Origin of the sequence: Niabella yanshanensis (genome assembly GCF_034424215.1) — a bacterium.
Lineage (GTDB): Bacteria > Bacteroidota > Bacteroidia > Chitinophagales > Chitinophagaceae > Niabella > Niabella yanshanensis.
In genome coordinates this window covers 2,798,186-2,821,920 of record NZ_CP139960.1, presented here as the reverse complement: position 1 = coordinate 2,821,920, position 23,735 = coordinate 2,798,186, and the positions used below count along the sequence as shown (strand labels likewise).

The 23,735-nt window shown below is 42.5% G+C and carries 21 protein-coding genes; 4 read left to right on the top strand and 17 right to left on the bottom strand.

The features are described from left to right. Positions 1-2: 2 nt before the first annotated feature. Positions 3-2,819 carry an outer membrane beta-barrel protein gene (locus U0035_RS11705; RefSeq protein WP_114789978.1) on the bottom strand — a complete coding sequence of 939 codons (2,817 nt, stop codon included), beginning with the start codon at positions 2,817-2,819 and terminating at the stop codon, positions 3-5. Between the two features lie 53 nt (positions 2,820-2,872). Between U0035_RS11705 and U0035_RS11700 the strand changes: the two genes are divergently transcribed. Then, entirely contained in the window at positions 2,873-3,325 is a 453-nt protein-coding gene (locus tag U0035_RS11700; protein WP_245957649.1) for a DUF1801 domain-containing protein, read from the top strand. Positions 3,326-3,379: 54 nt separating this feature from the next. Here U0035_RS11700 and argH read toward each other — a convergent pair whose 3' ends face one another. From argH to tsaB, 10 genes are all read right to left on the bottom strand, one after another. After that, the gene (gene argH, locus U0035_RS11695; RefSeq protein ID WP_114789977.1) at positions 3,380-4,717 is read right to left on the bottom strand and encodes an argininosuccinate lyase; all 1,338 of its coding nucleotides are present in this window, start codon (positions 4,715-4,717) and stop codon (positions 3,380-3,382) included. A 227-nt stretch (positions 4,718-4,944) separates the two neighbouring features. Further along, complete coding sequence (locus U0035_RS11690) at positions 4,945-6,363, bottom strand: DUF4419 domain-containing protein (protein WP_114789976.1); 1,419 nt, start codon at positions 6,361-6,363, stop codon at positions 4,945-4,947. A 33-nt stretch (positions 6,364-6,396) separates the two neighbouring features. Beyond that, on the bottom strand, positions 6,397-7,461 hold the full coding sequence (locus U0035_RS11685) for a M20 family metallo-hydrolase (RefSeq protein WP_114789975.1): 1,065 nt from the start codon (positions 7,459-7,461) through the stop codon (positions 6,397-6,399). Continuing rightward, entirely contained in the window at positions 7,461-8,270 is an 810-nt protein-coding gene (gene argB / locus U0035_RS11680) for an acetylglutamate kinase (RefSeq protein WP_114790463.1), read from the bottom strand. The genes U0035_RS11685 and argB overlap by 1 nt, the downstream gene beginning before the upstream one ends. Before the next feature lie 63 nt (positions 8,271-8,333). After that, positions 8,334-9,428 (bottom strand): PDDEXK nuclease domain-containing protein, encoded by a 1,095-nt coding sequence (locus tag U0035_RS11675; protein ID WP_114789974.1) that lies wholly within the window; start codon positions 9,426-9,428, stop codon positions 8,334-8,336. 8 nt (positions 9,429-9,436) lie between these two features. Next, on the bottom strand, positions 9,437-10,414 hold the full coding sequence (locus tag U0035_RS11670) for a Rossmann-fold NAD(P)-binding domain-containing protein (protein WP_114789973.1): 978 nt from the start codon (positions 10,412-10,414) through the stop codon (positions 9,437-9,439). Between the two features lie 142 nt (positions 10,415-10,556). Beyond that, positions 10,557-11,708, bottom strand: coding sequence for an aspartate aminotransferase family protein (locus U0035_RS11665; protein ID WP_114789972.1), 1,152 nt, complete (start codon positions 11,706-11,708; stop codon positions 10,557-10,559). A gap of 115 nt (positions 11,709-11,823) precedes the next feature. Further along, complete coding sequence (locus tag U0035_RS11660) at positions 11,824-12,489, bottom strand: rhodanese-like domain-containing protein (protein WP_114789971.1); 666 nt, start codon at positions 12,487-12,489, stop codon at positions 11,824-11,826. Between the two features lie 22 nt (positions 12,490-12,511). Further along, positions 12,512-12,850, bottom strand: a complete 339-nt coding sequence (locus U0035_RS11655) for an ArsR/SmtB family transcription factor (protein ID WP_114789970.1) — start codon at positions 12,848-12,850, stop codon at positions 12,512-12,514. Positions 12,851-12,912: 62 nt separating this feature from the next. Continuing rightward, complete coding sequence (gene tsaB / locus U0035_RS11650) at positions 12,913-13,581, bottom strand: tRNA (adenosine(37)-N6)-threonylcarbamoyltransferase complex dimerization subunit type 1 TsaB (protein ID WP_114789969.1); 669 nt, start codon at positions 13,579-13,581, stop codon at positions 12,913-12,915. Positions 13,582-13,717: 136 nt separating this feature from the next. On the opposite strand from tsaB, the gene U0035_RS11645 reads away from it, so the two are divergent. Continuing rightward, on the top strand, positions 13,718-14,098 hold the full coding sequence (locus U0035_RS11645; protein ID WP_114789968.1) for a RidA family protein: 381 nt from the start codon (positions 13,718-13,720) through the stop codon (positions 14,096-14,098). Positions 14,099-14,247: 149 nt separating this feature from the next. Continuing rightward, a complete protein-coding gene (locus U0035_RS11640; protein WP_114789967.1) occupies positions 14,248-16,110 on the top strand; it encodes a 2-oxoacid:acceptor oxidoreductase subunit alpha in 1,863 nt (620 codons plus the stop codon). Between the two features lie 77 nt (positions 16,111-16,187). Here the strand turns inward: U0035_RS11640 and U0035_RS11635 are convergent, their stop codons facing one another. Further along, positions 16,188-18,341 carry a S9 family peptidase gene (locus U0035_RS11635; RefSeq protein WP_245957648.1) on the bottom strand — a complete coding sequence of 718 codons (2,154 nt, stop codon included), beginning with the start codon at positions 18,339-18,341 and terminating at the stop codon, positions 16,188-16,190. A gap of 185 nt (positions 18,342-18,526) precedes the next feature. On the opposite strand from U0035_RS11635, the gene U0035_RS11630 reads away from it, so the two are divergent. Beyond that, positions 18,527-19,978: a patatin-like phospholipase family protein gene (locus tag U0035_RS11630; protein WP_114789966.1), complete on the top strand. Its 1,452-nt coding sequence runs from the start codon at positions 18,527-18,529 to the stop codon at positions 19,976-19,978. A gap of 132 nt (positions 19,979-20,110) precedes the next feature. Here U0035_RS11630 and U0035_RS11625 read toward each other — a convergent pair whose 3' ends face one another. The 5 genes from U0035_RS11625 to U0035_RS11605 all read right to left on the bottom strand — a co-directional run bounded on the left by U0035_RS11625 (position 20,111) and on the right by U0035_RS11605 (position 23,685). Next, entirely contained in the window at positions 20,111-20,551 is a 441-nt protein-coding gene (locus tag U0035_RS11625; protein ID WP_114789965.1) for a carboxymuconolactone decarboxylase family protein, read from the bottom strand. A gap of 86 nt (positions 20,552-20,637) precedes the next feature. Next, complete coding sequence (gene truB / locus U0035_RS11620; protein ID WP_114789964.1) at positions 20,638-21,354, bottom strand: tRNA pseudouridine(55) synthase TruB; 717 nt, start codon at positions 21,352-21,354, stop codon at positions 20,638-20,640. A 23-nt stretch (positions 21,355-21,377) separates the two neighbouring features. Continuing rightward, positions 21,378-22,043 (bottom strand): DsbA family protein, encoded by a 666-nt coding sequence (locus U0035_RS11615; RefSeq protein ID WP_114789963.1) that lies wholly within the window; start codon positions 22,041-22,043, stop codon positions 21,378-21,380. Positions 22,044-22,318: 275 nt separating this feature from the next. Then, the gene (locus U0035_RS11610; protein WP_114790461.1) at positions 22,319-22,834 is read right to left on the bottom strand and encodes a TlpA family protein disulfide reductase; all 516 of its coding nucleotides are present in this window, start codon (positions 22,832-22,834) and stop codon (positions 22,319-22,321) included. A 71-nt stretch (positions 22,835-22,905) separates the two neighbouring features. After that, the gene (locus U0035_RS11605) at positions 22,906-23,685 is read right to left on the bottom strand and encodes an NIPSNAP family protein (protein WP_114789962.1); all 780 of its coding nucleotides are present in this window, start codon (positions 23,683-23,685) and stop codon (positions 22,906-22,908) included. Between the last annotated feature and the right edge of the window lie 50 nt (positions 23,686-23,735).

Here is a 23,735-nt window from a genome sequence, read left to right as displayed (position 1 = left end):
CCTTAAAATAAAGACCACCCGCCGCCTACTTTTCCTTTAGCGCCCGAAGGACGCAGGTTATACGTAAAGGTCGCCATAAAATACTGGCCTATAATATTGCTATAAATGGTACGCACCGTATTTTGATTGGGGATAATGTCCGTATTACGCGCCTGATTTAAAATGTCGTTGGCAAATATTCTTAATACAGCCCTTTCATCTTTAAAGAAAGTAAAGTTGACGCCGGCGTTCCACATAAACATACGGCGAAACTCAGGGTTGGCAAATGCATTATTATTGAGATACCGTAATTCGCTATCGAAGATCACATGCTTGATATAGCGCATGATGGTTTCAATACCTATAGTTTGATCGAAGCTGCTTTGCGTTGTAAATAATGAATTAGTGTTCTTCACCTGCATATAAGAAAAAGAATACGCTGGAATAACTTCCAGTTTATCATCCCAGTTAAACCCTATGTTGCTCCATATATTGCTCAGCAATCTTCTCTGCTTACTTTCCTGGTTATTATAGTAAAATGGGTTTTCCCGGTATTCTGTCCAGGTGCCTACGTTCCATGAGAAAGTAAAACTGTTTTTGTATTTAATATCCTGGTTCAGGCCAAAATTGGCGGCGATGCGCTTGCTGCCATCAGCGTTGATCGGTTTGATGGTTTGTAACCCACTCGCATCCATGGTAATACTCTGCACTACATCGTTATTCGCTACCCATGCCTCACCCCAGCTCCATACATTCAGGTTGTTCTTGGGGTTAAAAGTATTAAGGTTCACATTAATCCTGTCCATTACGGCAGGTAGCAGATCGGTATTGCCCAGGTTCACCAGGTAAGGATTGGTGTTGTTTCTTACGGGTATCATGTAGGTGTAATCTGGCAACACGATATCTCTGTTGTAATTTACCGTAAGCTTACGATAGGTGATTTCTAATTGTGGCAGCACATTATTTAATCTTTGTACTACAGGGTTAGCAACAAAAGAAAGTTTGTTATCGAATTGCTGATATTGATACCTTACGCCCGGGGTAATAGCCAGGTCTTTCAATTTTAATTCCAAACCGGTGCTTAAGAAATAACGGTTACTGTTCCTTGAAAAATCACTGCTCAGGTCGTTATTACGCGTATCGTAAACGGCGCCTTGTTTATCCAGGGTAGTAATATCATTCTTAAGGTTTTCGTATTCGTATCGGGCTCCGGCACGGAGGAAGAGTTTTTTAGCAAGCGGCTCCCTGTAGTTGATACCGGCATAGGCAAACCAGGTGGGCACACGCTCCTGTCTTAACTGGTTAATAAGGCTATCATATTGCCTGGGCTGGCGGTAGTTGATTTCTGCATCAGTATAATTATCCACCGAACGGCTGTTCCAGGTAAGGCCCTGTGCTAATGAAATACGTCGCCCGGTTTTCTTCTTGGATAATCGGGTAATGGAAAAGTTCTGTCTTAATATATTGTTACCTATTTTGCCATTGATGCCCACTGCGCCTTCATTTAACAAGCCTAGCAGGTTGTTCTCGCCACTTTGGTTGTTGATGCTGTTGGTTCTTTCGGTAGCTAATATATAGTTGGCGGTGGCATTAATGGTTGTAACGGTGTCAGGTTTAAGGTTGATTCCCGCGCCAAATGTATGGGTCAATCCTTTGATCTTCGCATCATACAAAGAGCGGTTGGTAATAATAGTGTCACCATTGGATATTCTTGTAGTGGTGTTGCTTTCAACATCTGTATTAACTCCTCCCAGATAATATTGGGCGAAAAAAGCTTTCTTGTTATTGGGAGAATGATTGAGGTTAAAACCGAGACCATTACTGGTAGTAACGCCTCCCATACGGGACATACCTCCGAAGTTGATGCCGTTAATGGATATCGTAGATCCAAAATTAGAATTATTAGTATTGTTGTTGCCACCGCCGCTCACATCGCGATTTCTCTGCAGGCCACCGGTTTGCATAAGGTCTGCCCAGCCAAAGCCCGGGCGATTAAGGTTATTGGTATATCCTAAGAGACTAACCTGCAACGTGTCTCTGAATATGTTGGCAATAGCGCCGGCTTCATAGCGTCCGCCATTGATGCCCGATCCGCCACCACCATAAGCTTTACCAAACATTCCCTTTTTAACTCCTTTCTTAAAAGTCAGGTTGATCACTTTTCCTACATTATTAAGGTTATCATCACCGCGCTCCAGCAACTCGTCTTTATCATCGGTAACCTGTATTTTATCAATGACATTAGATGGCAGGTTGCGTGAAGCCATTTTGGGATCGCTGCCAAAGAAATTTTTCCCGTCCACCAGTATCCGGTTCACGCGTTTACCATTTACCATAATATTGCCTTGCTTATCTACCTGTACACCAGGCAGCTTCTTAAGCAGGTCTTCCACCATTGCATTGGGCAAGGTTTTAAAAGCATTAGCATTAAACTCTACCGTGTCTCTCCTGATGATCATGGGAGGCCTTTCCGCAATTACCAACACCTCGTCCAGTTGGGTCGTAGCAGGCTGCATGATAATGGTACCCAGATCCATATCGAGGGAGTCGGCTTTTAATAAAAACGGCTGGCGGTGTACCGCATAGCCACTAAAAGAAACAAGAATACGATAAGGGAGGTTAGTTGCGAGTCCCGGCAGCTTGAAAGTGCCATCCTCCGCACTTAGCCTATAGGTGACTAAAGATGTATCCTGCGCCTGAAATACAGTAACCGTAGCCATATATAAAGGCTTTTGGGTATCGGCATCTACCAGTTTGCCCTTAACAGAACCCTGCGCAAATGATGTAGCTGAAAATAAAAGGCAGGCAACCGCGGTTAGCAAATACAAAAAATGTCTCATTAGTGGTTTGGATACGATAAACATAACTAGTAGTAATCGAAAAAACTTCCAGAATGTTACAGTTAGGTAGCAAACTTTTTATAAAAGGTGTAAATTTCCATACAAAAGGCAACATGTATAAAGAAATTGAATTATATAACGGGGCTCAAACTGCCGGTGATGCGGCGATCTGCAACGAGCTGTCCCGACAGATTGATAAAGCTTTGCCGGAAGCAGAAAGCAAAATTTGGCATGCACATCCCGTTTGGTTTTTAGACGGCAATCCTGTGGCGGGTTACAGCAGGTTGAAAGCAGGGCTTCGTTTAATGTTCTGGAGCGGGGCAGATTTTGAGGAGCCGCTCTTAATACCCGGAACGGGAAAGTTTAAGGATGCTTCCGTGACGTATACATCCAAAGAGCAGATTAATATAAAAGACCTGAAGCGATGGTTGAAAAAAGCCAGGGATATTCAGTGGGATTATAAAAACCTGGTGAAGAGAAAGGGGAAGCTGGAGCGATTGAAATGATTAGCAATATAACTTAAGAGCCGGGAATATCACCTCCGGCTCTTTATAAATGATTTATTGTAACAGGCTTTTTATAGCATGATGCACCTTTCCAAACTCGAAATCGCTCACCGCCTTATCCATCAAGCTCTTTATTTCTTTTGTACAAAGGTTTTGAATAGCCCCTTCATGCGGATTACTGATGGGTGTTTGTTCGGGTACTGTATAAGTCCCATCTTCTACCGATCTTCCTACCTGTATATAGGCATCGCGGAAAGTAACGCCCTGTAATACCAGTTGATTTACCAGGTCTACGGTAAACAGGTATTTATATTTTTCGTCCATCAGTATATCTTTTTTTATATCAATATTGGAAAGCATCAGGCCCGCCATCTCAATACAATCTTTTAATGTTTTAAAAGCGGGAAATAAATGTTCCTTCAATAACTGCAGATCCCTGTGATAGCCAGATGGGAGGTTGGTGGTCATCATTGCTATCTCATTAGGTAATGCTTTAATGCGGTTGCAATGAGAGCGGATGAGCTCAAATACATCAGGGTTCTTTTTATGAGGCATAATACTGCTGCCGGTTGTTAACTCAGCAGGGAAGCTTACAAATGCAAAATTCTGGTTCAGGTATAAGGTCATGTCCATGCTCAGTCTGGACAGGGTATCGGCAATGTTGGCCAGGGCCTGTGCCACAACACGCTCCGCCTTGCCTCTTCCCATTTGGGCGTACACCACATTATAATTAAGAGTCGAAAATCCTAACAGATCGGTAGTCATTTGCCGGTTGATAGGGAAGGAAGAGCCGTATCCTGCAGCCGACCCGAGGGGGTTTTTATTTACCACTTCGAAAGCTGCTTTCAGGGTTAACATATCATCTACCAGGCCTTCGGCATAAGCGCCAAACCACAGTCCAAATGACGAAGGCATAGCCAATTGTAAATGCGTATAGCCAGGGTATAAATGGTCTTTGAATTTTTCACTTTGTGTTTGCAACAGGTCAAAAAGCGGGAGCATCGCATTCACCATCCCTTCAATTTCACTACGCAAAAACAACTTAATATCTACCAAAACCTGGTCATTACGGCTTCTGGCGCTATGTATTTTTTTACCGGCATCGCCCAGTTTTTGCGTAAGCAGTAATTCTACCTGTGAGTGAATATCCTCTACGTTATGCTGTAGTGTAAACGTACCTTTTTCTATTTGCTGATAAATTTCTTTGAGGGCTGACTGCAGATCGGCCAGGTCTTTTTTGTCTAACAAGCCCACTGATTCCAGCATACGGGTATGAGCCAGCGAGCCCAGTACATCAAACGGGGCCAGGTATAGGTCCATTTCCCTATCCTTCCCTACTGTAAAAGTTTCTACCTCCTTAAGCGCTGCTGTATCTTTTTGCCAGAGTTTCATGCTGTAATAATAATTATGATGGCGTCAAAATGTAAGTGACCCGCTGTTAAAAAGCCTTAAAACGTCTAATACGATTTATGGCTTACAAAGAAACGTAATCTGTGCTTATCCCAGTATGTTTTGAGGCTAAAATTTAATATTCTTCATATTCCCAGGCATCTGTCATAACAACCATACCAATGACAAAATATCGCTTAAAAGTATTATGGAGCTTTAAGTAGGGTTGACTAATCCTGGTCATTCCTCGTTTTGGAGTTTATAAAGACATTCGTCTGTGGAAAAAGGTTGAAAATTCTTTGTTCTTCCTGCTGGCTGATTTTCCCTTTGAGTATTAACTGCTCTACCTGTATGTTGCCCATTGCTTGGGGTATGCGTATACTATCGATAAATATAATGGTTAATTTTTTAAAACGATCGATTTGCAGGATCTCCCGGGGCACTTCATTTACCCGTATCTCTATGCCACCAAATGCATCGTCTTTTTCCCTTTTTAGCCGATTGACAATTGCAGGATCGGGAAGCGTATCTTTTCTTTTGATCAGCCAGCCTATTTCGGGCGTTAATGCGTAGTTGGTTTTATTCTGACGTAAACCAATAAATCCCGCCCAGAGTTCTAAAGGGGTATCTTGAATAATACTGCCGTCATCTCCCAGTACCAAATAGCGCAAATCAACCTTCACTATTTCATCTGGCAAACCTGCGCTTCCTGAAAGACTATCTAGATTGTTACGCTTACCTTCTTTATTGTATGGGAAAAATTTAACGAACCAGCCGTCTATTGTTTTGCTTTTATAAATTCCCTTTACATCATGGTATTTGAACATGTTGCGCCAGAAGTCCCTATTTATGTTACCTTTCGAAGCATTAACAAATTCCTGTAACAGTGGCTCTACACCGGAAAGCCACCAATCCAGCTCATATTTTTTCAGTGACCTCGCTTTTTCCAGTACTTTTTCCCAGTCAGCTGTAGTTCCCTGGAGTGTTACTTGGGGTATACCGCAGCCAATGCGCACTATTATGTATTCGAAATATTTTTTCATTGCGTCCATAATAGTGATTTGCGATGCTATACGGGTAATGGGTGTGGTGGTGGTAAAATCAGCAGTTAATGCATTTATAAGTGCCTTGCCGGTATGTTTCTCAATCTGTTGTGTAAAAGCGGGAAAGACATCCTGCCAGGGGCTTTCAGGATCGTTAAGCCGGATACGGTTATCCTTTACGATTAAAGACACCCTGCCATCGTGTTTTACAAAATGCTTTCGTAAAGCTTCAGCATTATTATTGACATGATGGGCAAAGCCCTGAGAAATCAATAACCAGATCATATCGGGTGATAATACCACCGGCCGGTGCTCTGCATAAGCATGATATATGCCATCAAAAAAGGAGTGGTAACCAAAGTTTACTAAAGTCCCGGATGCTTTATAACGAGCGACCAAATCTGTAAGCGAATTAACCTGTTTCGCCATAACAGGAATACTTCCGGTAGCATCTGGCTGTAATAACCGTTTATAGATGTTCGTATCGTGGTTTTCCTCCAAAAGCCTTTCCGGAGGAGTTAATTGTTCAACATCGAAGGTGATGCCTTTTTGTGCATTCAGAACAAAAGACAGTAACAGGCAACAGGGAAGGACAAGATTTCTCATCAGTTTTTTATGATGATGAATAAAAAGAAGCAATTACATAATTTTCTCTAAGATCTTGATATAATCTTTGATCCCTTTTTCAATTTCTTCCAGGTAAATAAACTCATCAGCAGAATGGCTGCGGGCGCTGTCGCCAGGCCCCATTTTTAAAGCCGGAAAGGGCATTAAGGCTTTGTCTGAAGTAGTGGGAGAGCCATACATGGTTTTACCCATTGCTAATCCAGCCTGGATGACCGGGTGGTCGGTAGCAATGGAAGTGGATTTTAAACGTGTAGACCGGGGTTTAATTTCGCTTTGTACATGTTGTTCTATTTCTGCAATCACTTCATCAAAAGTGTAGAGCTCATTCACTCTTACATCTACCACGTATTTACAGATGGAAGGTACCACGTTATGTGCCTTGTTTTCTGTTTCAATTACAGTAACTGACATTTTATTAGGCCCCAAGAGTGGCGATACTTTACCGAACTGGTAAGTATGAAACCATTCAATATCCTTTAGGGCTTTGATAATGGCGTTTTCGCCTTCATTGCGCGCAGCGTGCCCCGCCTTGCCATGCGCAACGGCGTCCAACACCATAAGGCCGCGCTCTGCAACTGCCATCTGCATTAAAGTGGGTTCGCCTACTATGGCAAAATCAATGGGCGGCAATTCTTTTACTACAGCTTCAATACCATTGTAACCAGATATCTCTTCTTCGGCACTTGCTACTAACATCACGTTATAAGGCAGCGAGGTTTTGTCGTAGAAATGAATAAAAGTAGCAATTAAAGACACCAGGCAACCACCGGCATCATTGCTTCCCAAGCCAAATAGCTTTCCATCTTTCTCAATTGGATCGAAAGGGTCTAAAGTATAGTTGGGGTTAGGCTTTACAGTATCGTGATGCGAATTGAGCAGCACAGTTGGCTTAGCGGGGTCGAAAAATTTATTTTTGGCGATGATATTGTTTCCCAATTGTTCAGCGGTAATACCAAACTGTAATAAGTGCTGTTTAATATGTGCTGCGGTCTCCTGTTCCTCTTTACTGAAGCTGGAAGTTTTTATTAATTGCTTTAATAGTGCTACGGCACTATTGTATAATGTTTGTTCATTCATCAGCGGGTAATTAATGTTCCTTCGGTTGCTTCAGTAGTGTTTTTAACCAAATCGGCTGCATGACCAATCAATACTTCTTTTACACCGGCATTGATAGCGTCAAAAGCATTATCTATTTTAGGAAGAATGCCTTCAAATAATTTGTTCTCTGCCAGCAGTTGCTGGTACTTTTCTTTGTTGATATTTCTTATTACAGAGTCATCGTTATTCACGTCTTCCAATACGCCCTTCTTTTCAAAGCAGTAGATCAATCGTACATGATACAACGATGACAAGCCCACTGCCAGCGTTGAAGCGATAGTGTCGGCATTGGTATTTAAGATATGTCCCTGTCCATCGTGCGTAAGCGGTGCAAATACGGGAGTAAATCCAGCCCCTATTAGTAATTTTAAATTTTGGCTCTCAAACCTTGAATGGTCTACATCACCTACCCAGCCAAAGTCAACACTTTCGCCATTGATGAGCTTCAATGGTCTTTTGGTGGCTGGTATCATATTGGCATCGGCGCCCGTTAAGCCAATGGCATTGGTTTGCAGGGCCTGTAGCTGTGCTACTATTTTTTTATTGACCAATCCACCATATACCATCGTAACAATATCAATCGTATCATCATCTGTAATACGCCGTCCATTGATGTATTTGGATTGTACACCTAGCTGATCTCCTATTTTGGTAGCAATCTTGCCGCCCCCATGGATCAGTATCTTATGGCCCTTTACCATTGCAAAGTCTTTTAGAAAGGCATGCAATGCATCGGGGGAGTCAATAACGTTACCACCTATTTTTACTACAAAGAGAGTTTCTGACATTTTTCTTTTTATATAAATTACTTCTGTTTTGAATTCTTGGGACACTGTCCCAAGAATTCAAAATCATTTTAAACGTTGTATTTCTTTCTCTACATATTTCTTAAGCTTTCCTTTTTGAGGAAGCCGAAGCATATACTTTTTAACAAACAAATGCTTGTCCATGCCCGCTGTGGCATACTCTACCAAAGCCTGATCTTTTTCTGCTACCAGCAATATGCCAACAGGAGGGTTGTCTGTTGATTCACAGACTTCCCCTTTAAAAAAATTCAGATAGGTATTAAGCTGGCTGATATCACCATGCTCAAACTCTCCGATCTTTAATTCCAATAAAACATGGCATTTTAAAATACGATGATAAAACACCAGGTCAACAAAATAGTGCTTTTGCCCAATGAGTATTTTTCTCTGTCTTCCTTCCAGGCAAAAGCCATTACCCATTTCCAGAATAAAACCTTGCAGGTTATCTAATAATGCCGCTTCCAGATCAGATTCTTCAACGATATCCTTTGCCGGCAATCCTAAGAATTCAAAGGCATAAATATTTTTAACGATGTCAGAAGGTTCCTGTGGTGTTACCTTTTTTCGTATAGCTGTTGCTAGCTTTTGAGGCTTTGATGATAAACTGCTTCTTTCGAAATACAGGCTGTTTATTTGCCGTTTTAGTTCTCTTACTCCCCATATCCCCTTGATAGCCTCTACCTCATAAAAGCTACGTTTTAAGGGGTCTTCAATTTTTATTAGTTCAGCTATATGCGAAAAAGATAAGTTGGATACTATTTTGGCCGCGGTAACGGTTACGCTTTTTGCTGGTGCCGCTTTTTTAGATTTTTGGGACAGCGTCCCAAAAATGTTTGCAGGTAATAAATGAGATTCTTGGGACAGTGTCCCAAGAATTTGAGGATACACTAAATAGAACTGTCTGCACCTGGATAACTCAGGAGCTGTAAGTCCACGAATATCAAGTTTTGCAGCCATCTTATCCAGAAGACTTTTACCATACGCTGCTCTTCCCTTGCCATTTTGCTCAAACTCTACAATGTAATAGCCGATAAGATAATTTCTTATGGTTAATGCCTGGTTTACCGCACCTGCAGCTTTGGACTGAAGTTGCCGATGTGTAAAGGAAACGGCTTTTATAAGTTGTGCAAAATTGTTCATAAGTAGCGTTACTTTTTCAACAGCTCACTCAATACTGCCTGTGCTGCCCATACCCTGTTGCCTGCTTCCTGGGTAACGATGCTATTGGGGCTATCTAATATTTCATCGCTCAGCTCTACGTTTCTGCGCACGGGAAGGCAATGCATGACTTTAGCCCCGCCATTTGCGGGGTTGGTAAGCTTTAGTTTTTCCTGCGTCAGCATCCACTCTGGTTCATTACTGTAAATCTTCCCGTAGTCGTTATAAGTGCTCCAGTTTTTTACATACACATAATCAGCATCTTTCAATGCTTCGTCCTGGTCGTAAACAATGGGTGCATTGCCGGTGAATTTTTGATCCAGTTCATAGTCTTCCGGGTGAGTTACTACAAAATCTACTTCACCCCATTCGGTCATCCATTGGGCGAAGCTGTTAGCCACACATTGCGGCAACGGCTTTACATGCGGAGCCCAGGTTAACACTACTTTAGGTTTACGTTGCTCCTTAAATGTTTCTTTAATAGTGATTACATCTGTAAGACTTTGTAAAGGATGGAGCGTAGCGCTCTCCAGGCTTACTACGGGCAAGCCAGCATATTTAATAAACTGGTTGATGTATAATTCGCTGTAGTCATCTTCTTTATTAACCAAAGATGGAAATGTACGAATAGCAAGTATATCAAAATACTTTCCAAAAATAGGCGCGGCATCTTTCACATGCTCCACAGTCGTTCCGCTCATGATGGCTTCTTCTTCAAATTCCAATTGCCAGCCTTCATTGCCCACATTAAACACAATGGCTTCCATGCCCAGGTTCTGCGCCGCAATTTGAGTGCTTAAGCGGGTACGCATACTTGGGTTCAAAAACAGGCATCCGATGCGTTTACCTTCTCCCAGTTTTTTATCAGTTAAAGGGTTTGCTTTGTAAGCAAGTGCTTTCGCTGCCAATGCGTTGATGTCGGTAACATCTAATGCACTGATAAATGTGTTGCCTTTTAAAAGTGACATGATTGTATGGATAAAGTTTTAATATACTAATTACTAAAAAAAAATAATGGTTCGTGTGTGTGCACGAACCATTGTAATATTGTCTGATGTATGCACAAAAGAACAAATCTCAAGAATGTCTTTGAAGACAGGAGACCGGAAATTATTCTGCTGCAACAGCAAAGGCCTCGATCTCTTCTTTTATTGCATCAATAAACTGCTCAGCGTCTTTTTTCTTTAAAGCCAAAGAAGGAAGCAGTCTGATTACATTAGGCTTTGCTTCACCGGTGAAGATCTTCTGATTCGTCAACAGGTTTTTCTTCAAAGCAGCAATTTCCTGGGGCACATCAAAACCGATCATTAATCCGCGTCCACGCACATTTTGTACTTCCGGAATAGCGTTCAATTCATCACGCAGGTATTTCCCGGTCATTACGGCATTGCCCATCAGTTTTTCCTCCTTCATTACTTCCAATACAGCCATGGCAGCGGCGCAAGCCAGGTGGTTGCCGCCAAAGGTGGTACCTAGTTGAAAATGTTTAGGCTTGATATGAGGCGCAATGATGATACCGCCAATAGGGAAACCGTTGCCCATGCCTTTAGCCATTGAGTAAATATCAGCATTTACTCCTGCGAAGTCGTGACTAAAGAACTTTCCGCTACGGCCGTAACCACATTGTACCGCATCTGCAATATATACTGCGCCATATTTGTCGCATAAAGATCGGATCAATTGTAAAAAAGATTCACTGGCTACGTTGATGCCACCTACGCCCTGTATACCTTCGATGATCACAGCTGCGATCTCTTTGCCATGTTTTGCAAAATGAACAGCCAGTGCTTCTTCATCGTTAAACGGCAAAAAATCCACATTATTGGTTTCATTTACCGGTGCCACGTAATTTTTATTATCCGTTGCAGCTACGGCCAATGATGTACGTCCGTGAAAGGCTTTGCTGAAAGCAACTATTTTTTTCCGGCCTGTATGAAAGGAGGCCATCTTCAATGCATTCTCATTAGCTTCCGCGCCAGAGTTGCATAGAAAAAGGTTATAATCTCCTTTTCCCGATACTTCACCCAGCTTTTTCGCAAGCTCTCCTTGCAGGGGATTTTGAATAGAGTTGGAATAGAATGCTATTTTCTCCAATTGCTCTTCAATGCGTCGCACCCAGTGAGGATGTGTATGGCCAATGCTGATCACAGCGTGCCCGCCATAAAGGTCTAAATACTGGTTGCCTTCACTATCCCAAACATAAGAGCCTTTAGCTTTGGTGATAGTTACATCGTTGAGGGGATAAACATCAAATAAGTTCATTCTTTCCTGTAAATTGAAAATAAAAAAATTGCCCCCGCGGGTGGCGGGGGCAACGAAATTACTTAAAATATTAATGGGTTTCCCATAAAATTATTGTGAAACCTGGCAGTTTTGCCTAGTTCAACATTCCCGGTTCTTTTACAATCTGGGCTTTTTTCTCCGATTGAATGACTTCCCAGCCACCCAGCACCACCCGTAGATTATGAATGTCCTGCTTTTTTAAGATCGTTGCAGCTAAAAATGCTGCATCGTCATTTTCTCCTACAATGTATAAATTATCATTTTCCTCGATTGCAGAAATTCTGAGAGGATCATTTATTTGAGCTAATGGCAGGCTTACCGCATCTTTTAAATGGCCATTACCAAAATTAACGGCTGGCCGGATATCCATGATCACCAGGTTTTCATCAAACGGAATATCCATAATTAGTTCATCCACTTCCACGTCAATAATCAGGTCAACAGCTCCGCCGGCTTTTTCCCAGGCGTTAAATCCGCCTTCCAGGTAACCTTTTACCCAGTTATTGGAGCCATTGGGTAATTGTTGTAGAAAAGGTTCGAAATCCTGAACGGCATCGCCTACTAATAAAACAGGACTAAAGCCGGAGCTGAGTGAGAACCCGGAAAGCGTACCGATTTGAGCACCAAAAATGGCCGGGGAACCAAGTGAAATACTGCCCTTTATAAAACCCTGCTTCAACAATTCAGTACTTCTGATATCAATGATGGTGAGTCCCTGTTCTGCGAATTGGCTAAACGCTTCAATGCCGAGTGCTGTCATGCCGCGAAAATATGGTGAAAAATTAGGATAAAAGCTCCCCAACAAATTTGTTAAGGTCTTTCATACGTTGGGTATTTACCGTATAGTAGATAAATTTTCCGTCGCGCTCCGTTTTTACAAAGTCTGCTTTCCGCAGAATTGCCAGGTGTTGAGACGCTACAGATTGTTCAATTCTTAATTTTACGTAAATTTCAGTAACTGTTACTTTCTCCTGATTATCAATCAGTTTCAGTATTTGTTGCCTTAACTTGTGATTAAAAGCCCGCAAAATTAATGCGGCTTTCTTTATAGCCAGAGTATCAAGAGTTAATTCTTCTCCGGGGCTTTCCTTTACCCCGAATGAAATGTGATAATTGCTCATTTAAATGATCGTGTTTAGAGGGTTAAAAATACCAGCTTAAAAATGATTTATTGCAATGCTATTTATATTTCTTTTTTAGATATATATACATCTTTAACGTAATATGGTTCACAATATGCAACATCTGCGAAATTTTTTTCCTGATAATATTGAGCCGATAGGGATATCATGTTCCGCGCATCAATGTTATGCTCCACTATTTCAGCATTCACATTGTCGTTTATCAGTGACCTGAACTTCTTACTGCCGTTGCCGGTGAATACGATATGATCTTCTTTTAAGGTATCTGAAAAACTTTTCTCGTTTAGTATTGTGGCAAAGGGCTCTTTTATGAGAGTCAGGTTTTTATCAAATAGCGCTGTGAACACTTCCATACGGCGCGCATCAATCATTGGGCAAATATAACGTTTGGCTTCTAACTCTACTGCCGCTGCAATAATTTGTAGCGTATTGATGCAAATTAAAGGCTTGTTTAATGCATAACAAAGCCCTTTTGCGGTTGAAAGACCTATTCTTAAACCGGTGTAGGAACCGGGACCATTGCTTACCGCTACGGCATCCAGCTCACGGAAATCCAGGTTATTTTGTTTAAAAGAATGCTGAATTGCCTCGTGTAGCCAACCGGCCTGTTCGTTCCTGCTTTCGGTCATTTCAAAGGTAATCACCTCGTTATTCCTGCTGATGCAGAAGGATCCTTTATCAATTGCCGTATCTATATTTAAAAAAAGCATTCCTGCAAAAAAAATGAATATTGTTTAAAATATGTCTTAATTACATTTAAAGTTTTAAAAACAGGGCTAAAGCTATAGAAATTGTTTATTTAATGGTTCTTTTGTACACTTGCAAAGCTTCTTTCAATTAATATTTATGGAAAAAAAAATAATAACTACGGTTAATGCCCCCGCACCCATTGGTCCTTATAATCAAGCCGTTTTTGCAGGGGATACCTTATATATATCCGGGCAAATCCCCATCGATCCGTCCACCGGTGAACTCAATAATGCAACTTTGCAGGATGAGACCCACCAGTGTATGAAAAACCTGCAGGCTATTTTAACAGAAGCAGGACTTAACTTCCCTGATGTGGTCAAAACCACTATTTTTATCACGGATATGAACCGCTTTGCCGAGATCAACGAGGTTTACGGGCAGTACTTTACCGACAATTTTCCTGCCAGAGAAACAGTTCAGGTATCTGCGTTACCCAAGTTTGTGAATGTAGAGATCAGCATGATTGCCGTAAGATAGGATGTTAGCTGACAGATGACAGTTGTTAGTATAACGCTACCGTCATCTGTCAACCACAAACAGTCATCCTTCTCCCTTTGTCAGCCCTTCGTAAAATTAAAGAGTCCAAGCTTGGAACTTTCGTACCTTTGTGCCCCAATTTTTGAGGCATGAACAGAACACAGGAAGTTTTAAAGGATGTAGTTATCAAATTTGCGGGTGACAGCGGCGATGGAATGCAGCTTACAGGCACCCAGTTTACTACCAATACCGCCTTACTAGGCGCAGATCTTTCCACTTTTCCCGATTTTCCGGCAGAAATAAGAGCCCCGCAGGGCACCATTCCGGGTGTGAGTGGTTTCCAGTTACGATTTTCATCAGATCATATATATACCCCCGGAGATGAGTGCGATGTGCTGGTAGCGATGAACGCTGCGGCATTGAAAGCCAATTTGAAAGGCCTGAAAAAAGGCGGAAGGATCATTGCTAATACAGATGGATTTGACTCCAAAAACCTGCGCCTGGCCAACTATCCCGATGGTGTAAATCCTATTGAGAATAACAGCCTGGATGGTTACGAGCTTATCAAAATAGATGTAACCAAGCTTACGCGGGAGGCGTTGAAAGAGTTTACCCTGGGCACCAAGGAAAAAGACCGGGCAAAAAATATGTTCATCCTGGGATTTTTATACTGGATGTACAATCGTGATATGGAGAATACGATCAATTTCTTAACCGAGAAGTTTTCCAAAAAGCCCGATATTTTAGATAGTAATATTAAAGCTTTAAAGGCCGGTTACAATTACGGCGATACTACCGAAACATTTACCACTACTTATAAGGTTGAAAAAGCAAGGATTGAGCCCGGAACCTACCGTTCCATTATGGGTAATCAGTCTCTGGCGCTGGGTTTAATTGCGGCTTCTACCAAGAGCGGGTTACCTATGTTCTTAGGTACCTATCCTATCACACCTGCCAGCGATATCCTTCACGAATTAAGCCGTCATAAAAATTTCGGCATTCGTACGTTCCAGGCTGAAGATGAGATTGCAGCTATCACAGCAGCCATAGGCGCTTCTTATGGTGGCGCTTTAGGTGTTACTACTACTTCCGGGCCCGGCATGGCCCTGAAAACAGAAGCAATGGGACTGGCCGTGATGCTCGAAATTCCCTTAGTAATTGTAAACGTGCAGCGTGGCGGCCCTTCAACCGGCTTGCCTACCAAAACCGAGCAATCGGATCTGTTACAGGCTTACTACGGTAGAAATGGCGAATGCCCTATGCCGGTAATTGCGGCAAGCAGTCCCGCCGATTGTTTTGATGCGGTTTATGAAGCGGTTAAAATAAGTGTACAACATATGACGCCGGTTATCTTCCTGAGCGACGGATATATTGCCAACGGTGCAGAGCCCTGGCGTTTCCCTACCGAAGAAACCCTGGCGCCTATTCATGTGAAATTTAAAACAGAGCTATGGGATCATGAAGATAAATTTCAGCCTTACTTAAGGGACGAAAACCTGGTGCGCCCCTGGGCAGTACCTGGTACCCCCGGGCTAGAACACCGGATTGGTGGTATCGAAAAACAAAATATAACCGGTAATATCAGCTATGACCCGGAGAATCACCAAACCATGGTGAAGATCCGCCAGGAAAAGGTAGATAAAATAGCAGAACATATCCCGGATCAAAAAATAGACAGCGGTGCGGATAAAGGTAAAGTACTGGTACTGGGCTGGGGCTCTACCTATGGCGCTATTAAATCTGCAGTAGCTGAACTGCAGGCGCAGGGCAAAAGTGTAAGCCATGCACATATCCGTCATTTACGCCCGTTCCCTAAAAACCTGGGCGAAATTATCCGCAATTTTGAGCATGTGATTATCCCGGAGATTAATAATGGCCAGCTGATTAAAATTATCCGCGACCAGTACTTAGTAGATGCCAAAGGGTACCATAAGATCATGGGTATACCTATTACCAAGCATGAGTTGGTAGAAGAGCTGGATAAATATTTTGTGGTAGAGCAGGTGGTGTAACAAAAATTACAATTCCCATCAATGCATTGGCAGGCCACCATTTAAATGGTGGCCTGTTTTATTTGTATGGTATCTGTCTATTTTGTTATCCCTTCCAACTTCAATAAAAAGGCATAGCGCAACGCATCTTCTTTTAAATAGTCAAAGCGGCCTGAAGCGCCACCATGACCATACTCCATATTGGTACGCAAAAAGATCATGCTGTTATTGGTTTGCAGATCACGAAGTTTGGGTACCCATTTGGCCGGTTCAAAGTATTGCACCTGGCTATCATGTAGGCCGGTAGTGGCCAGTATATTGGGGTAGGCTTTCTTTTCTATATTCTCGTAGGGAGAATAAGATTTCATATACTGGTAAGCCTTCTTGCTGGTCTCGGGGTTACCCCATTGATCGTATTCGTTGGTGGTAAGCGGAATGGTTGGATCGAGCATGGTATTGACCACATCCACAAAAGGAACATCGGCAATCATACCATTAAATAATTCGCCGCCCATATTGGCTACAGCGCCCATTAATAGTCCTCCGGCACTGCCTCCGTTGGCATATAGATGAGCAGGGGAAGTATATTTTTCATTTATAAGCCAGGAAGCACAATCTATAAAATCAGTGAAAGTATTTTTCTTTTTCATCAATCGGCCATCCTCATACCATTGGCGGCCCATTTCCTGCCCGCCTCTTATATGAGCAATGCCATAGGCAAAGCCCCTGTTCATCAGGCTTACCAGGTTGGCGTTGAAGTAAGTAGGATAAGAAAATCCATAGCTACCATAACCAATCAGCAAAAAAGGTTGTGTACCATCTTTTTGAAAACCCTTTTTATAGGCAATAGATAGCGGGATTTTAGAGCCATCTTTAGCCATTACATATACCCTCTCGGTAGTGTATTCGTCTTTATTATACCCACTTGGTATTTCCTGCTGCTTTAATAATGTTTTTTGCCCGGTTGACAGATTATAATCATAAACACTGTTAGGGGTTACCGGTGAGCTGTAGCTATACCTGAGCTGTGTGGCGTTATAATCTGCATTGGAAGAGAAGGAGGCTGTGTAAACTGCATCTTCAAAAGGAATTAATTTATTTTCTTTACCATCTTTAGATAATAGCTGAAACTGGTCCAGCCCATTTTGCTTTGATTTTACGATCACGAAATCCTTGGTCAGGGCTATTTCTTCCACCAATACATCCGGGCGATGTGGCACATAATCCTTCCAATGCGCTGCTGCAGTAGCATTGAACGGTGCTGTAGACACTTTAAAGTTCAACGCTTTATTATTATTTACGATATAGAACTGTTCGGTATCAGCATCCACTTCATACAATACGCTATCCATTCTTTCCTGGAAAACATTGAAGTTGCCGGATGGCTTATCCACCGCCAGGTAACGTATTTCGGAGTTGGTAAAATTACCCGAGCTGATCAGGATAAAATTATCTGCTTTGGTTTTGTGAAGTCCCAGGTAGTTATTGTTACTTTTTTCTTCATACACCAACACATCTGCTGACGCAGGTTCATTAATGGTATGGCGCCATACTTTTTCAGATAACAGCGTCAAGGGGTTGTTAGAAATATAGAATATCGTTTTGTTATCTGCTGCCCAAACATAATCATCGCTCGTATTTATAATGCCCTGCGGAGTGATGATTCCGGTGGTAAGATCTTTAACCATTACCGAGTATTGCCTGCGGCTTACCGTATCTTCTCCAAAAATCAGCCAGTTATTATCAGGGCTTACGGCAGCGCCGGCTATAGAATAGTAGGCATGTTTTTCTGCCATGGCATCCACATCCAGCAGTATCTCTTCCGGGGCAGAAAGGGAACCCTTTTTCCGGCACAACTTATAGTATTGTTTGCCGGTTTCCGTACGGCGATAATAAAAATAACCGTTCTTAAAATAAGGCACCATTTGATCTTCTTCCTTAATCCTTCCCCGCATTTCTTTAAAAAGTGTTTCCTGCAGGGCCCTGGTATCGGCCATCATATCATCAAGGTATTTGTTCTCCGCTTCCAGGTATTTCACCACTTCGTTACTATCAGGTCCTTTTTTAAAGAAGTCGATCATCCAGTAATAATCATCATTCACCTGTTCTCCATGTATATCTCTTATATGCGCTTTTTTAGCGGGAACAGGATGTTGTATAGCAGGCCATTGAACAGCGGTCATTTGTGCACTTGTTTTTTGTAAATAAAATAAGGAGGTAAAAATAACCAATATCAAATGAGCCGCTTTCATATATTCATTTTTAGTGCTGAATAAGCAGTTTTAGCATTTTAAATATACCTTATTTTAAGGCCTGGACGGGCTGATAGCTAAAATTGGGGATGTTGCTACCGGTTTATTTTAAACAGATATTTTTATCTTCATAGTCATACAGGCTCCTGAGGTTATTAAAGAACAATCCATTAAAGCCCACCACCATGTCCACACCTAAAATTACTGTTTCCGACTTTACCAATAGTCCCAAAGTGCAGAACAATCTTAGAACCCTGAGAGAGACTTTTGGTCCTAATGGAAAACCCTTTGTAGTATCAGATGTGTTGGATGCAGAGGGACATCAATATGTAAACCTGGTACAAAAAGGCGGAGGCGTGTTAGGGGTAGCCCTGGTAGGATATACCTATGTTTTAGAGCAAATGGGTATCCGGTTTTTAAGGATGGCGGGCACCAGCGCGGGGGCTATTAATACTGCGATGCTAACGGTAATTGGAAAAAAGCAGGAAGAGAAATCTGGCCGTGTGCTGGACGCGATCACCAATCTTAATTTCTTCGACCTGGTAGATGGCCATCCTGCTGCCCGTTGGTTGATTAAAAAATTTATTACCCATAAGAATTATTTTCAGAGGGTACGTAATGTGGCTATTGGGATATTGGGTTTATTTGCTTTATTACTGGTTGGCAGTATTGTTTCGCTGATACTGGTGCAAAAAAATGAAGGACTACTTAACCTGAGCCGCTCTTTGTTATTTGCGCTGGTAGTGATAATGATTATAATTGGAGAGCTGGTACATTATATTTTAAAGCTGTTCAGGAAATTTAAAACAGCGGGCTATGGCATCAATCCCGGTCATTTTTTTTATAACTGGATCGAGAAGCAAATGCGCGACAATGGTGTCTTGAATACTACCGACCTGGTGAATAAAGCTGGCCAGGATATTCCGGGCTTGCATGTACGGCATGATCATCCGCAGGGTATAGCTGGTTTAAAAGGCGATATCACATTGATCACTTCCGAACTGGTAACCCAAAACAAGATTGAGTTCCCGGCAATGGCGGCATTATTTCGCAGTGCAGGAAAAGACGACCTGCATCCCGCGGGCTTTGTCAGGGCGTCCATGTCGATTCCCATGTTTTTTGAATCGTACTTTATCAAGGATATTCCTTGTCAGCTGCCCGGGATCAGGAAGCAATGGAAGGAGGTTTTTGATGAAGATGACCCGCCATCGGTGGCGCGTTTTGTAGATGGCGGCATTTTGTCCAATTTCCCCATTAATATTTTTTACAATCCTAAGGTTATGGTGCCCCGGCTTCCGTCTTTTGGTATCGACCTCGATGATTCTGCACCTGAAGATAAAACCAAGCATGCCGATAGCTGGACCATTATGGGCTATTTTGGCCGTATTTTTAATACCATACGCAATTACTACGATAAAGATTTCCAGCTCAAGAACAAAGTATATTCAAAAGGGATTGGCTCTATTCCTTTAGCCGAATATAACTGGCTGAACTTTTTTATTACCGATGCCGAGAAGCTGGCCATGTTTGAAAGAGGGGCAGAAGCTGCTACCAACTTCCTCTTACAGTTTAACTGGGAGGAGTATAAGAACGACCGGGCTTTTATGCAGGCTACTATCGAGGGGAATAAAGGATAAGTTGTTATATCACATTTTTTACCGCAAAGGCGCCATGACGCTAAGTTTCTTTAGAAGTAAGAATAGTTTTCCTCGCGTCCTCGCGCCCTCGCGCCTGCCCGCCTATTCAGGCGGGGTTAAATCTCTAGGAATCTATCTCGGTACTTCCAATTGCGTACTAATCGCAATGCGGTTCCAGGCATTAATAGTAACCACGGCCATAATGATCTGTGCCACATAATTTTTATCAAAGAATTGTAAAGCCTGCTGGTAGCTGGCATCCGACAAACCATGCTGGTGGATCAGGGTCATTTCTTCGGTAATCGCCAGTATGGCTTTTTCTTCAGCGGTAAACAGGTCAGTTTCACGCCAGGCGTTCAACAGGAAAATACGCTGGTTGGTTTCGCCGTTTTTTAAAGCATCTTTGGTATGCATGTCAATACAAAAGGCACAACCATTTATTTGAGACGCTCTTATTTTGATCAGCTCCTTATGTGTTTTGGTTAATTGGGTAGTAGCCAGGTATCCTTCCAGGCCCATCATAGCTTTATAACCTGCCGGTTCTGTTTCGTAAATGTTTAATCTTTTTTCCATTTGTTATTATTTATTTGTTGTTTGTTCACAACAAAGATGTCTAAAGCTATAACCTTTAAACTTAAACGGGTTTAAGAAAAACCATCCTATTGGAGCTGATCAGAAGCCTTTGCTTTTCTTTCGCGCATCACTTTTTCAAAGGTTTCCATAGTTACTGCCTCTTCGGTAGTAAAAGCGCCAATACGGGTACGGCGCAGGCTGCTTAAATAAGCGCCGCAACCAAGGGCTCCACCAAAATCGTTGGCCAGGCTACGTATATAAGTGCCGGTAGTACACACCACCCTAAAGGATACAATGGGCAAGGCTGATGCATTTACTTCAAATTCTTTGATGGTTATTTTCCGCGGCTCCAGCTTTACATCCACGCCTTTTCGTGCCAGCTCATATACCCGCTTGCCGTCTATTTTTATAGCAGAATGAATGGGAGGTACCTGGTCAATTTCGCCCAGGAAGCCAGCAGTAGCGTTCTCTATATCTGTTACAGATAAATGATTGATGGACTGAATATTGACCGGTTCACTTTCCAGGTCGTAGGTAGGTGTAGTGGCACCCAGGGTAAACGTGCCGGTATACTCCTTTTCCTGCGCCATGTATTCATTGATCCTTTTGGTAAACTTGCCGGTGCACACAATCAGCAATCCACTAGCCAATGGATCTAATGTGCCGGCATGTCCCACTTTTTTTATTTTGATGAGATTGCGTATTTTTCTTACTGCGTCGAAGGAGGTCCAGTCAAGAGGCTTATCAATCAATAAAACGGCGCCTTCGGCAAAATCAATAGTTTGTAAATCTTCAGTAGTCATTGTAATAAATAGCAGTGCCGGAATTAATGGGGTGTTACGGGGTTGGTGGCAGATAGTTCCTGCAAAATTTTTTCCAGTCTTGCAGTAAGTGTATCGTAGGGGGTAAAGCCCTCGGCTACCAGGTAAAATTTAGTGTCGTTTACCTGTAATAATAATTTTGGAAAGCCCGTTACCTCCAGTTGGGCGCAAAGGGCAAATTCATACCTTGCTTTTTCTGCATAAGTGGGGTCTTTCAGCTTTTCATAAAAAGCATCAGCAGGTATGTTATATTTTTCCAGCAAATGGCGATAGGCTTCGCCATCGCTCAGGTCTCGCCCTTCTTCAAACATTGCTTTTTGAAAATCAGCCACTATAGCCACTTGCTGCTCGGGCTGATATTCTTTAAAAATACAAAGAGCTATTGCGGGTGTTAAGGATTCAGGAAACCAGTCGCTGTCATCGGGGTTTTGAATATGCCATAGATAATCTGCGCCAAATTGTACATCTGCCAGTTCTTCTACTCTTTTATAGGCTTCGCCGATATACCCTGCCATTGCTTTTATAGGCCTGGCCGTTTCTTTGGGAATCATGCCCCCGCTCAGCACTTCAAAGTGAAAATGGTCCTGATACTCTGTGGCTAACCGGCTGATCACTTTACTAAATCCATAACACCAGCCGCAATGCGCATCATAACAATAATAAATAGTCATTCGGCAAAAATAAACCTTGTTGATTAATGAGGCGGCATTCTTATTTGTGGCAGCATCTATTTATAGCCACGAATGCCCGCCTGATCCGGACGGGCAGGCACGGATGAAGAATAAAAGCACTGTATGTTGTATTTCTCCAATTTGCCGTAACCTAAGCGCCAGGTAATTAGAGTGAGATGCCCTGGGCGCATGAATATTCGCCACGAATGCACGGATGAAGAGAAGATATATTCGTGCATTCGTGGCATTCTATAAATCGATTTGTAAAACTGAGGCTACTTAGTCAGCTTCGCATCAATCAGCTCCACCAGCTTTTTAAATTCGGCAGGCTCATAACCAATAGATTGGTAAATAATAGTGCCCCTTTCATCAATCAATATATTACGCGGAATAGATTGTGTAGCGAATTTGCTGAAAACGCCTCTTTCAACATCGGGCAGAATAGGAAATGTGTATTTGAATTTTTCTTTGAACGGAGTCAACACATCCCAGTTTTCTTCACGGCCAAATACGAACAGCGCAAATTTGTCGTTCTTGCTGTGCTTTTCCCAAATTTGCTTTTGCATTTCGGGCAGCTCCTTGCGACAGGGCGGGCACCAGGTAGCAAACAGGTTGATGAGCACCAGCTTACCCTTGTAATCGGCAATGCTCACTTTCTTACCCTTTTCTATTTCAAAAGTAAACGCCGGCACTTTGTCGCCGGTTTTCGTTACCGATCCGTCGGCATCAGCCTGAGCAAAAGTGGCCAGGCTACCCAAAAACAGCATCGCTACTATTGTTACCCATCTCATATATCTATTTTTTACCAGGGAAGAAATTATAATTTTAGTGCCTTTATTAACAGCCGCGGCCGGCATTTTGTTTACAGATCAGAATAGGGCCGGGCTTTTAAAAAATTGATCTCGATACGCGATACATTGTCCTGGTAAGCAGGATCCACCTTTAGCTGGTTCCATCCCGCATCGGTACTAAAGCTTTTCCAGTTACGGTCTCTCGCAGCCATATCGGCATGCGTGGTCATATACATAAGGTTCGGCATGCTGGCCCCGGCAATCACTTCTCCATAAAATACCGCGTTAAATCCCAGTCGCTTAAATATACCTACTTCCCCACCTTTATTAAACATTTCTACTTTATTATGAAAGAGCTTTTCGGTGCCGCTTTCATAGCTCCGAAGCTCGTATACCCTATCGGTTTTTGTATTGGTAAGGCCCGGCTTTTGCAATACCGGCGCATTAGTAAAAGCCTTCATCAAAATGGTTTCCATGCGGTCGTACACGCCCGCTTTGTTGGGTGCATTCATATAAGCCGCAGCCGCTTTCTGGTAGGCGGCATCGGTACTTAATTGGTCATTAATGCTGATCCATTGCTCCGGCCCGCGAAAGGGGATCAATACATACATTTTCTTTTGCTTTGCCGTATCATTAGCCAGGTTGCTGAAGGCGCCAACACGGGTAATACCCAGCCGGTGCAGGGTAGGCAATAATGCGTTTTGAAAATAATCGTTCAAAGCGGTTTCCTGCGCAGCCGAGCTGTACTGGTAAACAGTAAGCTGGTAATATTCACGTGCATTTTTCTGCGCATCAGCTTTTGTAAGCAGGAAAATAAGGCAAAGCAGCAGGGTATGTTTTAAGCGGGTCATATCAAAAAAATGAGTTTTAGTTGGGCTTTATTAAATGGCATGCCGCTGTA

Excerpts from the sequence above, each read along its gene's own strand:
- U0035_RS11705 (WP_114789978.1), bottom strand. The coding sequence starts at position 2,819 with ATGAGACATTTTTTGTATTTGCTAACCGCGGTTGCCTGCCTTTTATTT.
- U0035_RS11700 (WP_245957649.1), top strand. The coding sequence starts at position 2,873 with ATGTTACAGTTAGGTAGCAAACTTTTTATAAAAGGTGTAAATTTCCAT.
- argH (WP_114789977.1), bottom strand. The coding sequence starts at position 4,717 with ATGAAACTCTGGCAAAAAGATACAGCAGCGCTTAAGGAGGTAGAAACT.
- U0035_RS11690 (WP_114789976.1), bottom strand. The coding sequence starts at position 6,363 with ATGAGAAATCTTGTCCTTCCCTGTTGCCTGTTACTGTCTTTTGTTCTG.
- U0035_RS11685 (WP_114789975.1), bottom strand. The coding sequence starts at position 7,461 with ATGAATGAACAAACATTATACAATAGTGCCGTAGCACTATTAAAGCAA.
- argB (WP_114790463.1), bottom strand. The coding sequence starts at position 8,270 with ATGTCAGAAACTCTCTTTGTAGTAAAAATAGGTGGTAACGTTATTGAC.
- U0035_RS11675 (WP_114789974.1), bottom strand. The coding sequence starts at position 9,428 with ATGAACAATTTTGCACAACTTATAAAAGCCGTTTCCTTTACACATCGG.
- U0035_RS11670 (WP_114789973.1), bottom strand. The coding sequence starts at position 10,414 with ATGTCACTTTTAAAAGGCAACACATTTATCAGTGCATTAGATGTTACC.
- U0035_RS11665 (WP_114789972.1), bottom strand. The coding sequence starts at position 11,708 with ATGAACTTATTTGATGTTTATCCCCTCAACGATGTAACTATCACCAAA.
- U0035_RS11660 (WP_114789971.1), bottom strand. The coding sequence starts at position 12,489 with ATGACAGCACTCGGCATTGAAGCGTTTAGCCAATTCGCAGAACAGGGA.
- U0035_RS11655 (WP_114789970.1), bottom strand. The coding sequence starts at position 12,850 with ATGAGCAATTATCACATTTCATTCGGGGTAAAGGAAAGCCCCGGAGAA.
- tsaB (WP_114789969.1), bottom strand. The coding sequence starts at position 13,581 with ATGCTTTTTTTAAATATAGATACGGCAATTGATAAAGGATCCTTCTGC.
- U0035_RS11645 (WP_114789968.1), top strand. The coding sequence starts at position 13,718 with ATGGAAAAAAAAATAATAACTACGGTTAATGCCCCCGCACCCATTGGT.
- U0035_RS11640 (WP_114789967.1), top strand. The coding sequence starts at position 14,248 with ATGAACAGAACACAGGAAGTTTTAAAGGATGTAGTTATCAAATTTGCG.
- U0035_RS11635 (WP_245957648.1), bottom strand. The coding sequence starts at position 18,341 with ATGAAAGCGGCTCATTTGATATTGGTTATTTTTACCTCCTTATTTTAT.
- U0035_RS11630 (WP_114789966.1), top strand. The coding sequence starts at position 18,527 with ATGTCCACACCTAAAATTACTGTTTCCGACTTTACCAATAGTCCCAAA.
- U0035_RS11625 (WP_114789965.1), bottom strand. The coding sequence starts at position 20,551 with ATGGAAAAAAGATTAAACATTTACGAAACAGAACCGGCAGGTTATAAA.
- truB (WP_114789964.1), bottom strand. The coding sequence starts at position 21,354 with ATGACTACTGAAGATTTACAAACTATTGATTTTGCCGAAGGCGCCGTT.
- U0035_RS11615 (WP_114789963.1), bottom strand. The coding sequence starts at position 22,043 with ATGACTATTTATTATTGTTATGATGCGCATTGCGGCTGGTGTTATGGA.
- U0035_RS11610 (WP_114790461.1), bottom strand. The coding sequence starts at position 22,834 with ATGAGATGGGTAACAATAGTAGCGATGCTGTTTTTGGGTAGCCTGGCC.
- U0035_RS11605 (WP_114789962.1), bottom strand. The coding sequence starts at position 23,685 with ATGACCCGCTTAAAACATACCCTGCTGCTTTGCCTTATTTTCCTGCTT.